Annotated in this window: 8 protein-coding genes; 1 reads left to right on the forward strand and 7 read right to left on the reverse strand. The window is 65.9% G+C overall.

The window, feature by feature from the left end:
* Positions 1-81: 81 nt before the first annotated feature.
* From UB43_RS23625 to UB43_RS23635, 3 genes are all read right to left on the reverse strand, one after another.
* On the reverse strand, positions 82-1,824 hold the full coding sequence (locus tag UB43_RS23625; RefSeq protein WP_045216060.1) for a potassium/proton antiporter: 1,743 nt from the start codon (positions 1,822-1,824) through the stop codon (positions 82-84).
* Positions 1,825-1,923: 99 nt separating this feature from the next.
* Positions 1,924-2,562, reverse strand: a complete 639-nt coding sequence (locus UB43_RS23630; protein WP_045216063.1) for a hypothetical protein — start codon at positions 2,560-2,562, stop codon at positions 1,924-1,926.
* Positions 2,563-2,783: 221 nt separating this feature from the next.
* Positions 2,784-4,601, reverse strand: a complete 1,818-nt coding sequence (locus tag UB43_RS23635; protein WP_045216066.1) for an acyl-CoA dehydrogenase — start codon at positions 4,599-4,601, stop codon at positions 2,784-2,786.
* Between the two features lie 178 nt (positions 4,602-4,779).
* Between UB43_RS23635 and UB43_RS23640 the strand changes: the two genes are divergently transcribed.
* Entirely contained in the window at positions 4,780-5,616 is an 837-nt protein-coding gene (locus UB43_RS23640) for a 23S rRNA (adenine(2030)-N(6))-methyltransferase RlmJ (protein WP_045216068.1), read from the forward strand.
* 192 nt (positions 5,617-5,808) lie between these two features.
* Here UB43_RS23640 and msrA read toward each other — a convergent pair whose 3' ends face one another.
* The 4 genes from msrA to aceE form a co-directional block, all read right to left on the reverse strand.
* Complete coding sequence (gene msrA / locus UB43_RS23645; RefSeq protein ID WP_045216071.1) at positions 5,809-6,456, reverse strand: peptide-methionine (S)-S-oxide reductase MsrA; 648 nt, start codon at positions 6,454-6,456, stop codon at positions 5,809-5,811.
* Between the two features lie 133 nt (positions 6,457-6,589).
* The gene (locus UB43_RS23650) at positions 6,590-9,289 is read right to left on the reverse strand and encodes a bifunctional diguanylate cyclase/phosphodiesterase (RefSeq protein ID WP_045216074.1); all 2,700 of its coding nucleotides are present in this window, start codon (positions 9,287-9,289) and stop codon (positions 6,590-6,592) included.
* Positions 9,290-9,553: 264 nt separating this feature from the next.
* Positions 9,554-11,194, reverse strand: a complete 1,641-nt coding sequence (gene aceF / locus UB43_RS23655) for a dihydrolipoyllysine-residue acetyltransferase (protein ID WP_045216077.1) — start codon at positions 11,192-11,194, stop codon at positions 9,554-9,556.
* A gap of 11 nt (positions 11,195-11,205) precedes the next feature.
* The gene (gene aceE, locus UB43_RS23660; RefSeq protein ID WP_045216080.1) at positions 11,206-13,854 is read right to left on the reverse strand and encodes a pyruvate dehydrogenase (acetyl-transferring), homodimeric type; all 2,649 of its coding nucleotides are present in this window, start codon (positions 13,852-13,854) and stop codon (positions 11,206-11,208) included.
* Between the last annotated feature and the right edge of the window lie 183 nt (positions 13,855-14,037).

Consider the following 14,037-nt stretch of genomic DNA (forward strand, 5'->3'; position numbering starts at 1 on the left):
GCGTTCAGCGGCTCGTGCGGAAAAAGTGGAGTGAGGGTAGTGCTGGCTGGCCGGCACCCGCAAGCGGGCGCCGGTGGGCGGTCAGAGGAAGAGTCCCGGACCGGGACGACCTTCCGGGAATTTGACCCCGACCTTGCGGATCTTGTTCCCGTCCAGGGCGGCCACGGTCCAGGTCAGGCCGTTCCATTCCACCTGGTCGCCGATGATCGCCTGGCCGCCGATTTCGTGGGCGATGAAGCGGCCCAGGCTCTGCTCGCCGTCGACGCCTTCGAGCTTCAGGCCGTAGAGCGAGGCCACGGCGGAGAGCTGGGCGTCGCCTTCGAGGACGAAGTCGCCGAAGAAGCGTGCGCTCAGACCGCGATCCGGCGCCTGGCTGAACAGCTTGCCCAGCGGCGAGAGGTCATGCTCGTGGCCGATCACGCAGAGGATGTCGTCGGCTTCGAGGATGGTACTGCCGGACGGGTGCAGCAGTTGGGTGCCGCGGAACAGCGCGGCGATACGGGTGCCTTCGGGCATCTTCAGCTCGCGCAGGGCGGCGCCGATGCACCACTTTTCCTTGCTCAGGTGGTAGACGAACAGCTCCCACTCGCTGGTCGGGTGGACTTCCAGGCCGGCACGGGAGATCGGCGCCGGGTCCGGCGGCACCACCACGCGCAGCAGCTTGGCGGCCCAGGGCAGGCTGGTGCCCTGCACCAGCAGTGAAACCAGCACGATGAAGAAGGCCACGTTGAAGAACAGCTGGGCATTGGGCAGCCCCGCCATCAGCGGGAACACCGCGAGGATGATCGGCACCGCGCCGCGCAGGCCGACCCAGGCGATGAAGGCCTTCTCGCGGCCATGGAAGGCGCGGAACGGGAACAGACCGACCAGCACCGACAGCGGGCGGGCGAAGAGGATCATCCACAGCGCCAGGCCCAGGGCGGGCAGGGCGATGGGCCACAGGTCGTGGGGCGTGACCAGCAGGCCCAGTACCAGGAACATGCCGATCTGCGCCAGCCAGGCCATGCCGTCGAGCATGTGCATGATGCCGTGGCGCGAGCGGATCGGCTGGTTGCCCAGCACCAGGCCGCACAGGTAGATGGCGAGGATGCCGCTGCCGTGCACCGCGTTGGCCAGGGCAAAGATCAACAGGCCGCCGCTGATCGCCAGCAGCGGGTAGAGACCGTTGGCCAGGTGGATGCGGTTGATTACTTGCAGCAGCAGCCAGCCGCCGGCGAGGCCCAGGATGGAGCCGATGCCGAACTCGCGCAGGAAGTGCCAGAGGAAGCTCCAGGACAGGCCGCTCTCGCCATGGGCGAGCATGTCGATCAGGGTGACGGTGAGGAACACCGCCATGGGGTCGTTGCTGCCCGATTCGATTTCCAGGGTGGCGGTGACACGCTCGTTCAGGCCCTTGCCGCCGAGCAGCGAGAAGACTGCCGCGGCGTCGGTGGAGCCGACGATGGCGCCGATCAGCAGGCCTTCCATCCAGCTCAGCTTGAACAGCCAGGCGGCGGCAACGCCGGTGAGGCCCGCCGTGATCAGCACCCCGGCCGTGGCCAGCGACAGGGCCGGCCAGAGGGCTACGCGGAAGCTCGACACCCGCGTGCGCAAGCCGCCGTCCAGCAGGATCACCGCCAGCGCCAGGTTGCCCACCAGGTAGGCCATGGGGTAGTTGGAGAAGCCGATGCCGCCAGGGCCGTCGGTGCCCGCGATCATGCCCACGGCGAGGAAGATGACCAGGATCGGGATGCCCAGGCGCGAGGACAGCGAGCTGACCAGGATGCTCATGCCGATCAGCACAGCAGCGATCAGGAAATAGCTGTTGATGGCCACGGCATCCAAGGTGTCGACCTCCAGGGGAGTAGGGGAGTGGCGACGCTACTTGGGATCAGGATGCAGGCCGCATGCCAATCGATTCTAACCTGCGGATTTACAAGGCTGTCAAAGGTTTGTTGAGGACCGTTCGGCGGTGCTTTCGAGCCAGCCTGCACTGCCTTGCCAGGTGGGCACCAGATTGAGCCCGGAGAGTGCGGTGGGCGCCCATTCCAGTGCCTCTTCCAGAGGCATCCTGACGGCGTCCAGGCAGGATTGCCTGTCCCGTTGCAGGATGGCGCGGGCATTGGCGACCTCGCCGGCGATGCTTTGCCCGGCGTCGGTGCTCAGGGCGCGAATCTGCGTGTGCCAGAGGTGGCGGGCCGAGCTGCCGGAAACGCCGCAGCTGCCCAGCGGCTCGTAATAGGACGAGCCGAACTGCGCGTAGCCGGCATTGACCAGTGCGTTGAAGTAGCGGCTCTGCGAGGTGATCGAGCCGCTGTCTCCACCGCGCAGCACGGCAAGACCGTCGGTCATGGCCTTGTCGATTTCCCTCAGGTAGTCGTCGGCGTGCTCGAAGGCTTCTGTGCTGGGTGCGCTGTAGATCGGCGAGGTGCGGGGTGAAAGGGCTGTCTCGCGCTGTTTGCCGCCATCGGTCGAGCCGGTGTTGAACAGGACGAGCGTGCAGCCCAGGGCCACGGCGATGGCGAGTAGGGGAAGAAAGTTCCGGTAGTGGCGCTGGAATGACGGGAGGGTGACGGTCTGCATGGCCATGGTCGTGAGGGGCGGAAAATGCGCGGGCGCCATTCAACCGCATCTGCCTCGGGCCTCGCTGTCAGTTGGTTCAGTGTTGGTGGTGGGAAGTTTCCTTCAATTTTTTGGACTGCCTTCCGGCAACTTGTGGGACGCTTCCGCGCTCGTCGGCGCGGCCTTCATCGAGGCATAAAAAAGCCCCGGACGTGACCGGGGCGAAAGGGACATGCGGGGGCCTAGAACCAGGCGTCCTGCATGGTGGAACAGGTATCGTCGCGGCCTTCGAGCAGCGCCAGGTCGTGGTGGCAGGACGGCACTTCCCAGGTCAGGAAGTAGCGCGCGGCCTGCAGCTTGCCGCGGTAGAAGTCGCTGTCGGCGGCATTGCCCCCGCCTTTCTGGATCTGCGCCAGGCCTTCCTCGGCGCGAATGGCCTGCTCCAGCCAGCGCCAGCCGATCACGGCGTGGCCGAAGACCTTCAGGTACAGCGCGGAGTTGGCCAGGCCCTGGGCCACGCGTCCCTGCATCAGGTCGCCGAGCAGGCTCAGGGTGGTTGCGGACAGGCGCGCCATCAGTTGCTCCAGCGGCTCGCGCAGCTTGTCCAGCGATGGATGCGCGCTGGCGCGCTCGCAGCACTGGTTGATCAGGCGGGTCAGCTGCTTCAGGCCGGCGCCATTGTTCTGCGCCAGCTTGCGGCCGAGCAGGTCGAGAGACTGGATGCCGTGGGTGCCTTCGTGGATCGGGTTCAGGCGGTTGTCGCGGTAGTACTGCTCCACCGGGTATTCGCGGGTGTAGCCATGGCCGCCGAGGATCTGGATCGCCAGCTCGTTGGCCTTCAGGCAGAACTCCGAGGGCCAGGATTTGACGATCGGGGTGAGCAGGTCGAGCAGCTCGTGGGCCTGCTTGCGCTCTTCCTCGGTGGGCAGGGTTTCACAGTCGTCCACCAGGCGCGAGGCGTACAGGCCCAGATCGAAGGCGCCCTCGACGTAGGCCTTCTGCGTCAGCAGCATGCGCTTCACGTCGGTGTGCTGGACGATGGAGACCGGTGCCGAGGTCGGGTCCTTGGCATCCACCGGGCGGCCTTGCGGGCGCTCGCGGGCGTATTCCAGGGAGTACAGGTAGCCGGCGTAGCCGAGCATGATCGCGCCCATGCCAACGCCGATGCGCGCCTCGTTCATCATCTGGAACATGTAGGCCAGGCCATGGTGCGGCTTGCCGACGAGGTAGCCGACGCACTCGCCCTTGTCGCCGAAGTTCAGCGCAGTGGAGGTGGTGCCGCGCCAGCCCATCTTGTGGAACAGGCCGGCCAGGGTCACGTCGTTGCGTGCGCCGAGGGAACCGTCGTCGTTGACCAGGAACTTGGGCACGATGAACAGGCTGATGCCCTTCACGCCGGGCGGTGCGTCCGGCAGCTTGGCCAGGACCATGTGCACGATGTTCTCCGACAGCGGGTGGTCGCCGCCGGAAATGAAGATCTTGTTGCCCTTGATCCGGTAGCTGCCGTCGGCGGCCGGTTCCGCGCGGGTGCGGATGTCCGCCAGCGACGAACCGGCGTGGGGCTCGGTCAGCGCCATGGTGCCGAAGAAGCGCGCGTCGATCATCGGCTGCAGGAACAGGCGCTTCTGCTCGTCGCTGCCGAAGGTCTCGATCAGGTGGCTGGCGCCCATGCTCAGCATCGGATAGGACGAGGTGGCGATGTTGGCCGACTGGAAGTGCGCGAAGCAGGCGCGCGACAGCAGGTGCGGCAGCTGCATGCCGCCCTGTTCGAAGCTGCGCGAGGCGTTCTGGAAGCCGGCCTCGTTGAAGGCGTCCACCGCCGGCTTCACTTCCGGAATCAGTACCGCGCCGCCGTCGACGTACTGCGGTTCGTTCTCGTCGTTCTTGCGGTTGTGCGGGGCGAACAGCTCTTCGGCGATGCCGCGCGCGGTGGACAGGGCGGCATCGAAGGTCTCGCGGTTGTGGTCGGCGAAGCGTTCGCGCTGGGTCAGGGCCTGCGCGTCGAGCACTTCGTAGAGTTCGAAAGCGAGGTTGCGGGAGCTGAGCAGGGTCTCGGACATGGATCGACCTCCGTGGGAATCGGCGCAGTCTAGTCTGGTGAATGAAGCGCGCACAGAATCATCCATGAGCGTGATAAAGGGCTAAAACGCCCGGCCTCCCGGCGGGCCCCGGCGACGGCGGACTCGCACCGCACCCGCCCCAGGACCTAAACTGCGCGCCTTGAGGAGTCCGCTATCCATGAACTACCGCCACGCCTACCACGCCGGCAACCACGCCGACGTGCTGAAACACATCGTCCTCGCCCGCATCTTCGCGCTGATGGCGCGCAAGGACACGCCTTTCGCCTACCTCGACAGCCACTCCGGCATCGGCCTGTACGACCTGCTGGGCGATGAAGCCAGCCGCACCGGCGAGTGGGAGTCGGGCATCGGCCGCCTGCATGAGCGCGATGATCTGCCGGAGTTGCTGCAGGATTACCTGGAGGTGGTGCGCGCGCTCAATCCCGATGGCGGCCTGGAGTTCTACCCCGGCTCGCCCGAGCTGGCGCGACGCCTGACCCGCCCGCAGGATCGGGTGATGCTCAACGAGTTGCACCCGGAAGACGGTCGCCTGCTCAAGGCCAACATGGCCGGCGAGCGCCGCATTTCCGTGCATCAGGGCGACGGCTGGCTGCTGCCGCGGGCCTTCCTGCCGGTTGCCGAGAAGCGAGGCGTACTGCTGATCGACCCGCCCTTCGAGCAGCCCGATGACCTGGAGCGCTGCATAACCGCACTGGACGAAGCCATTGGGCGCATGCGCCAGACCGTGGTCGCCATCTGGTATCCGATCAAGGACCGCCGCCAGCTCAAACGCTTCTACCAGCGCCTGGAGAAAAGCTCGGCGCCGAAGATGCTTCGCGTGGAGCTGTGCGTGCATCCGGCAGATACGGCTGACCGTCTGAACGGCTCCGGGCTGGTCATCGTCAACCCGCCGTGGCCGCTGGACGAGGAGCTGCGCGGGCTGTTGCCGTGGTTGGCGGACACGCTGGCGCAGAGCGAAGGCAGCAGCCAGGTGGACTGGCTGATCGCCGAATGAAAAAAGCCCCGGCAGTGCCGGGGCTTTTTCTTGGGGGTGACCGTGACGGTTCAGTGTGGCTCGGACCGATCGCGGACGGAGTCCGCTCCTACGCTACGGATGAGCCAGGTGCCCGTGTAGGAGCGAGCTTGCTCGCGAACCGATCTTGCAGCGGGGTTGTTCGCGAGCAAGCTCGCTCCTACAGGTATGGGCTTACGCCGGCAGGCACACGCCCGTGCCGCCCAGGCCGCAATAGCCGTTGGGGTTCTTCGCCAGGTACTGCTGGTGGTAGGCCTCGGCGTAGTAGAACGGCGGCACTTCGCGGATTTCCGTGGTGATCGCGCCGTAGCCCTTGGCGTCGAGCTCCTTCTGGAAGGCCGCGCGGCTGGCGTCGATGGCGGCTTTCTGCGCCTGGTCGAACCAGTAGATCACCGAGCGGTACTGGGTGCCGGTGTCGTTACCCTGGCGCATGCCCTGGGTTGGATCGTGGGATTCCCAGAACACCTTCAGCAGCGCTTCGATGCTGGTTTCGCGCGGGTCATAAGCTACCAGCACCACTTCGCTGTGGCCGGTCAGGCCGGAGCAGACTTCGTCGTAGGTCGGGTTCGGCGTGTAGCCGCCGGCATAGCCCACTGCGGTGACCCACACACCCGGCTGTTGCCAGAAGCGCCGCTCGGCGCCCCAGAAGCAACCCAGGCCGACAACGATCTGCTGCACGCCGGCGGGGAAGGGCGCCGTCAGCGGGTGGCCATTGACGTAATGCGCTTCGGGCACCGGCATCGGGCTTTCACGCCCCGGCAGGGCCTGGGCGGAGCTGGGCAGTTCCAGTTTGTGGGCAAGTATTTGCGAGCGCAGGGTCATGGCATTCGTCTCCTGTCGAATAGGGGCGGCAATAGACTCGGGTACTCGCCGAAGATTACAGCGTTTGTTTTGCTTTGCGGGAGGTTTGATACCGCTTGCGGAACTGGCTGCGGGCACGCCGCGCCAGAGCGCCTCAATGTGGGCGGCAGGGATAGCGCTGCAGGCTGGAGGACAGGTCGTGGCTGGGGATGGGCTTGTCGAACAGGTAGCCCTGGCCGATGTCGCAGCGGTTGCGCCGCAGGAAGGCCAGCTGGGCGGCGGTCTCGACGCCTTCGGCGACCACCTGCAGCTTGAGGTTGTGGGCCATGGCGATCACCGCCGAGGTGATTTCCATGTCGTCCTGGTTGTCCGGGATGTCCTTGATGAAGCTGCGATCGATCTTGATCACGTCGATGGGGAATTTCTTCAGGTAGCTCAGCGACGAGTAGCCGGTGCCGAAGTCGTCCATCGCCAGGGTCAGGCCGAGGCTCTTCAGGCGCTCCAGCTGCTGGCGGGTGTCGTCGGTGGCGTCCAGCAGCAGGCTTTCGGTGAGCTCCAGCTCCAGCTGGCAGGCCGGGATGCTTTCCTCGTGGAGGATCGCGGCGATGGAACCGACCAGGTCCGGGTCGCTGAACTGCTTGGGCGACAGGTTGATCGCCATGTGCAGCTCGCCCAGGCCCTTGGCGGCCAACTCGCGGACCTGCCGGCAGGCCTGGCGGATCACCCATTTGCCGATGGGGATGATCAGCCCGGTTTCCTCGGCGACGCTGATGAACTGGTCCGGGCGGATCATGCCCTTCTCCGGGTGCTGCCAGCGCAGCAGTGCTTCCAGGCCGAGCAGCGCGCCGCTGCGCAGGCAGAGCTTGGGCTGGTAGTGCACCGCCAGTTCGTCCTGTACCAGCGCGCGGCGCAGGTTACTCTCGACGAACAGCTTGTAGCTCGCCTCGGCGGTCATCGCCTCGGTGAAGGTCTGCACCTGGTGCTTGCCGTTGGCCTTGGCCTTGTGCAGCGCCAGGCCCGCGTGTTTCATCAGGGTTTGCGGGTCCTGCCCGTGTTGCGGCGCGTAGGCGATACCCACGGAGCCGGTGATGCTGATCAGCTGGTTGTCGACGAACAGCGGCTTGTCGAGCACGTCGAGGATCTGCGCGGCGACCTTCTCGCCACGGCCGGCGACGGATTCTTCCAGCAGCACGGCGAACTCGTTGCTGGCGAAGCGCGCCAGGGTGGCGCTGTCGCTCAGGCTGCTGCGCAGGCGCCGGGCGAGGTTGGCCAGCAGCTTGTCGCCGGTCTGGTGGCCGAGGCTGTCGTTGATCCGCTTGAAGTTGTCGATATCCACCAGCAGCAGGCTCAGCGAATGCTCGCTGCCCACCTGCAGGCGTTCTTCCAGGGCGTTGATGAAGAAGTGCCGGTTGGCCAGCCCGGTGAGGTTGTCGCGGTAGGCGAGCTTCTCGATGTGCTGCTGGGCCAGCTTGCTTTGGGTGATGTCTTCGTAGATGCCGATGTAGTGGGTCAGCTCGCCCTTGTCGTCGTAGACCTTGGACAGCGACAGCTGGCCCCAGTAGGGCTCGAGATTCTTGCGCCGGCTGCGGAACTCGCCCTGCCAGCTGTTCTGCGTGACCAGGGTGGAGCGCGCGTCGAACAGCAGTTCGCTGAGATTCGCCAGCGCCGGCAGCTCCGGCAGGCGGCGGCCGCGCACTTCGTCGGCGCCGTACTGGGTGATGGCGGTGAAGCTCGGGTTGACGTATTCCACCAGGCCGTCGCGGTCGATCAGCAGGAAGGCGCTGGCGCTCTGCTCGACGGCGCGCTGGAACAGGTGCAGGGCGCTGGAGACGTTGCGTCGCTCGTGGTTCATCAGGACCTGGGCGTACTGGTCGGCCAGCTCGCCGGCGAAGGCGATCTCGTCGCTCTGCCACATGCGCACTTCGCCAACGTGTTCCAGGCACAGCACACCGACCACTTCGCCGCCGACGCGGATGGTGGCGTCGAGCATGGCGCTGATGCCCTGCGGGCGCAGGTAGCGTGCGGCCAGTTCCTGGGTGCGCGGGTCCTGCTGGGCGTTGTGCGCGTCGATGGCGCGGCCGCTGTGCACCGCGTCGAGGTAGTTGGGGAAGTGGCTGGCGTCGATGTCCTGGGGCTTTTCGTACTGGTCGGTGTCGCGGCGATAGATGGTCACCGCCTCCAGGCGATGGTCCGGGTGCAGGCGCCAGATGCCGGCGCGGGCCACGTCATAGGCCTCGCAGGCGGCCTGGGCGATCAGCTGCGCGGCTTCGAGCAGCGGGTCGCTGGACAGGTAGCGGTGCCGCGCCAGGCGCACGATAAGGTTCTGCTGGGTGCGCGAGCGCACCAGGTGCTGCAGGTGTTCGTCCTGGGAACGCTGGTACATCTCCAGGGACATCTTCAGGCGGATGTTCTGCGCTTCCAGGTCCAGCAGGCGCGGGTCCAGTTCGGTTTCGTGCTCGTCCGCCTCGGTCTGCAGCAGGTAGCCGTGGAGCAACTGGCGGCCGTGCTGCTGGAAGGACTCGCCGACCTCCAGCACGTTCAGCGTGCCGCGCGGCGAGTGAAGCAGGTAGCGCACCCGGTAACGGCCGTCCTTGAGCAGTTGCTGCTGCACCTGCTCATGCAGGCGATGGCGCGCTTCGGGCTCCATCAGGCTGGCATAGGGGGCGTCGAGGAGGCCGCAGAGGTCCTGGGCCGGCACGCCGATCTGGCGTTCGCAGCCGGGGTCGAGGAACAGCAGGGTCCAGCTGGGTTCGTTCAGGCGCTCGAAGCGCAGCATCCCGAGCCTCGAAGGGACGGGAAGCTGCGTGACAACCTCGGCCGCCTGACGGCTGGCGGCATCGGGATGACTCTTCATGCGCGGGAGATTTCCAGGGTGCTGGATGGGGTACTTCGCCCCACCCGACTTCTATGGGCGTTGGCAAGATTTGCATGAGGCACGGGGCCATGACAAGCCAAGACTGTATCGGCCGTCACGGATCGAAGTTGAGGCAGTGCAGGGAGCCAGGCGTGACCGCCGGTCCGGACAAAAAGAAGCCCCGCCGTCCGGCAGGGCTGGAGAGTACGAGCGTGGCGTGCTCGTCGAGAGGAAAGGCCGGCGCGGGGCCGGCCTTTGCAACACTTACAGGAGCAGGGTACGGATATCGCCCAGCAGGTCGGACAGGCGCTTGGTGTAGCGCGCAGCCGCGGCCCCGTTGATCACGCGGTGATCGTAGGACAGCGACAGCGGCAGCATCAGGCGCGGCTGGAAGGCCTTGCCGTCCCACACCGGCTGCATGGTTGCCTTGCTGACACCCAGGATCGCCACTTCCGGCGCGTTGACGATCGGCGTGAAGCCGGTGCCGCCAATGTGGCCGAGGCTGGAGATGGTGAAGCAGGCGCCCTGCATGGCGTCGGCGGAGAGCTTCTTGGTGCGCGCTTTCTCGGCCAGTTCGGCGGCTTCGGCGGCGAGTTGCAGGAGGCTCTTCTGGTCGACGTTCTTGATCACCGGCACCAGCAGGCCGTCCGGCGTGTCCACGGCGAAGCCGATGTTCACGTACTTCTTGCGGATCAGCGCCTTGCCGCTGGGGGCCAGCGAGCTGTTGAAGTCCGGCATTTCCTTGAGCAGGTGGGCACAGGCCTTCAGCAGGATCGGCAGCACGGTCAGCTTGACGCCCGCCTTCTCCGCCACGGCTTTCTGGGCCACGCGGAAGGCTTCCATCTCGGTGATGTCGGCCGAGTCGAACTGGGTCACGTGCGGCACGTTCAGCCAGCTGCGGTGCAGGTTGGCAGCGCCGACCTGCATCAGGCGGGTCATCGCCACTTCTTCCACTTCGCCGAACTTGCTGAAGTCGACTTCCGGGATCGGCGGGATGCCCGCGCCACCGGTAGCGCCCGCAGCCGGGCCGGATTTGGCGCGTTGCAGTTGTTCCTTGACGAACGCCTGCACGTCTTCCTTGAGGATGCGGCCTTTCGGACCGGTGCCTTTCACTTCGCCCAGCTCGACGCCGAACTCGCGGGCGACCATGCGCACCGCGGGGCCGGCGTGAACCTTGGTGCCGTCACGGCTGGGCGCGCCCACCGGAGCGGCTTCCGCAGCCTTGGCCGGTGCGGCAGCCGGTGCCGGAGCGGCGGCTGGAGCAGCAGCGGCCGGTGCAGCAGCCGGAGTGGGTTCAGCGGCAGCCGGGGCAGCAGCGCCCGCGACCTTGAGCTTGAGGATCAGGTCGCCGGTGCCGACTTCGTCACCGACCTTGATCGACACGCTCTCCACCACGCCGGAAGCCGGCGAGGGGATTTCCATGCTGGCCTTGTCCGACTCCAGGGTGATCAGCGACTGGTCGGCTTCGACCGTGTCGCCGGCTTTCACCATGACCTCGATGACATTGGCCTTGCCGGCCGAGCCGATGTCCGGGACGTGGATGTCCTGGACGCTGGCGCCAGCAGCAGGCGCGGCAGCCGGCGCCGGGGCAGCGGCCGGAGCCTCTGCCTTCGGAGCCTCGGCGGCCGGAGCCGGCGCGTCGGCCTTGGGTGCTTCGGCAGCAGCCGAACCACCCTCGACTTCCAGCTCGAGGATCTCGTCGCCTTCCTTCAGGGTGTCGCCCACCTTGACCTTCAGGCTCTTCACCACGCCGGCCTTCGGCGAGGGGATTTCCATGCTGGCCTTGTCGGATTCCAGGGTCAGCAGGCTCTGGTCGGCCTCGACGGTGTCGCCGACCTTGACCAGCAGTTCGATCACTTCACCCTGACCATTGCCGATGTCGGGTACACGAATCAGTTCGCTCATCGTGCCTCTCCTCAGCAGTCCAGCGGGTTGCGTTTTTCGGGGTTGATGCCGAACTTGGCGATGGCTTCCGCCACGACCTTGGGTTCGATATCACCGCGATCGGCCAGGGCTTCCAGCGCGGCCAGCACGACCCAGTGGCGGTCGACTTCGAAGAAGTCGCGCAGCTTGCGGCGGCTGTCGCTGCGGCCGAAGCCGTCGGTGCCCAGGACCTTGAACTCCTTGCTCGGAACCCACTGGCGGATCTGCTCGGCGTAGAGCTTCATGTAGTCGGTGGAGGCGATGACCGGGCCCTTGCGGCCGGACAGGCACTCTTCGACGTAGCTCTGCTTGGGCTTCTGGCCCGGGTGCAGGCGGTTCCAGCGCTCCACGGCGAGGCCGTCGCGGCGCAGTTCGTTGAAGCTCGGAACGGACCAGACATCGGCGCCGATGCCGAAGTCTTCGCGCAGGATCTTCGCGGCGGCTTCGACTTCGCGCAGGATGGTGCCCGAACCCAGCAGCTGCACGTGGTGCGCGGCGTCCTTCTTGTCCTCATCGAGCAGGTACATGCCCTTGATGATGCCTTCCTCGGCGCCCTTGGGCATGGCCGGCTGGACGTAGTTCTCGTTCATCACGGTGATGTAATAGAAGATGTCCTGCTGCTCTTCGATCATCTGGCGCGAGCCTTCGCGGATGATTACTGCCAGCTCGTAGGCGTAGGTCGGATCGTAGGTGCGGCAGTTCGGGATGGTCGCCGCCAGCAGGTGGCTGTGACCGTCTTCGTGCTGCAGGCCTTCACCGTTCAGGGTGGTACGGCCGGCGGTGCCGCCGATCAGGAAGCCGTGCGCGCGGCTGTCGCCAGCGGCCCAGGCCAGGTCGCCGATACGCTGGAAGCCGAACATCGAGTAGAAGATGTAGAACGGCAGCATCGGCTGGTTGTGCGTGGAGTACGAGGTACCCGCGGCGATCCAGCTGGACATGGCGCCGGCTTCGTTGATGCCTTCCTCGAGGATCTGACCTTTCTTGTCCTCGCGGTAGAACATCACCTGGTCTTTATCCACCGGCTCGTACAGCTGGCCGACGGAGGAGTAGATGCCCAGCTGGCGGAACATGCCTTCCATACCGAAGGTACGGGCTTCGTCCGGCACGATCGGGACGATGCGCGGGCCGAGTTCCTTGTCCTTGACCAGCTGCGAGATGATCCGCACGAAGGCCATGGTGGTGGAGATTTCGCGGTCGCCCGAGCCGTCGAGCATGGCCTTGAGGGTTTCCAGCGGGGGAACCGGGACCTGGAAGCTCTTCTCGCGGCGAACCGGCATCACGCCGCCCAGCGCGGCACGGCGCGAGGCCAGGTACTTGGCTTCGGCGCTGCCTTCCTCGGGGCGGTAGAACGGCAGGTTTTCCAGGTCGGCATCCTTGATCGGGATGTCGAACTTGTCGCGGAACGACTTCAGGGACTCGACGTCGACCTTCTTGACGTTGTGCGCGATGTTCTTCGCTTCGCCCGAACCGGTACCGTAGCCCTTGATGGTCTTGGCCAGGATGACGGTCGGCTGGCCCTTGTGGTTGACCGCCTGGTGGTAGGCCGCATAGACCTTGTAGGGGTCGTGGCCGCCACGGTTGAGTTTCCAGACTTCCTCGTCGGAGAGGTCCTTGACCATCTCCAGCAGCTCCGGACGTGCACCGAAGAAGTGCTCACGCACGTAGGCGCCGTCCTTGGCCTTGTAGTTCTGGTACTCGCCGTCGATGACCTCGTCCATGCGCTGCTGCAGCAGGCCGGCGGTGTCCTTGGCGAACAGCGGGTCCCAGAAGCGACCCCAGACCACCTTGTTGACGTTCCACTCGGCGCCACGGAACACGCCTTCGAGTTCCTGGATGATCTTGCCGTTGCCGCGAACCGGGCCGTCGAGGCGCTGCAGGTTGCAGTTGATGACGAAGATCAGGTTGTCCAGCTTCTCGCGGCCGGCCAGGGAGATCGCGCCCAGGGATTCGGGCTCGTCGCACTCGCCGTCGCCCATGAAGCACCAGACCTTCTGCTTGCCGGCGGGGATGAAGCCGCGGCTTTCCAGGTACTTCATGAAGCGCGCCTGGTAGATCGCCTGGATCGGGCCCAGGCCCATGGACACGGTCGGGAACTGCCAGAAGTCCGGCATCAGCCAGGGGTGCGGGTAGGAAGACAGGCCGTTGCCGTCCACTTCCTGGCGGAAGTTGTTCAGCTGGTCTTCGCTGATGCGGCCTTCGAGGAAGGCGCGGGCGTAGACGCCGGGGGAGGCGTGGCCCTGGAAGAACACCAGGTCGCCGCCGTGTTCGTCGGTCGGGGCCTGGAAGAAGTAGTTGAAGCCAACGTCATACAGGGTTGCCGAGGAGGCGAAGGAGGAGATGTGGCCACCCAGATCCGGGTCGTTCTTGTTGGCCTTCATCACCATCGCCAGGGCGTTCCAGCGCACCAGGGAGCGGATGCGGCGTTCCATGAACAGGTCGCCGGGCATGCGCGCTTCGTGGGTGACCGGGATGCTGTTGCGGTACGGCGTGGTGATGGCGTAGGGCAGTTGGGTGCCGGACCGGCTGGCCAGCTCGCCCATGCGGGTCATCAGGTAATGGGCGCGGTCTTCACCTTCACGGTCCAGAACCGATTCCAGGGCGTCCAGCCATTCCTGGGTTTCGACGGGATCGAGGTCTTGCATGGCTTGCTCCAGGGCGGAAAGGCTTCCAGAATCGGAAGCCAGTAGATCGTTGCCGATAGCTGCGCCAACCTCGTGGGCGACGCGGCGAATTCTTGGAAGTGCTCCGGGGGTACGCCCGGCGGGTTGTAGTTTTACTACAAATCGCCAGCGGATACATCCCTCCCCTCGAAAAAGTTAGTAGTA

Source organism: Pseudomonas sp. 21 (genome assembly GCF_000955805.1).
Classification (GTDB): domain Bacteria; phylum Pseudomonadota; class Gammaproteobacteria; order Pseudomonadales; family Pseudomonadaceae; genus Pseudomonas.

What these genes read in the sequence shown, in the direction of transcription:
- UB43_RS23630 (WP_045216063.1), bottom strand. Translation starts at nt 2,562, where the DNA reads ATGCAGACCGTCACCCTCCCGTCATTCCAGCGCCACTACCGGAACTTT.
- UB43_RS23635 (WP_045216066.1), bottom strand. Translation starts at nt 4,601, where the DNA reads ATGTCCGAGACCCTGCTCAGCTCCCGCAACCTCGCTTTCGAACTCTAC.
- UB43_RS23640 (WP_045216068.1), top strand. Translation starts at nt 4,780, where the DNA reads ATGAACTACCGCCACGCCTACCACGCCGGCAACCACGCCGACGTGCTG.
- msrA (WP_045216071.1), bottom strand. Translation starts at nt 6,456, where the DNA reads ATGACCCTGCGCTCGCAAATACTTGCCCACAAACTGGAACTGCCCAGC.
- UB43_RS23650 (WP_045216074.1), bottom strand. Translation starts at nt 9,289, where the DNA reads ATGAAGAGTCATCCCGATGCCGCCAGCCGTCAGGCGGCCGAGGTTGTC.
- aceF (WP_045216077.1), bottom strand. Translation starts at nt 11,194, where the DNA reads ATGAGCGAACTGATTCGTGTACCCGACATCGGCAATGGTCAGGGTGAA.
- aceE (WP_045216080.1), bottom strand. Translation starts at nt 13,854, where the DNA reads ATGCAAGACCTCGATCCCGTCGAAACCCAGGAATGGCTGGACGCCCTG.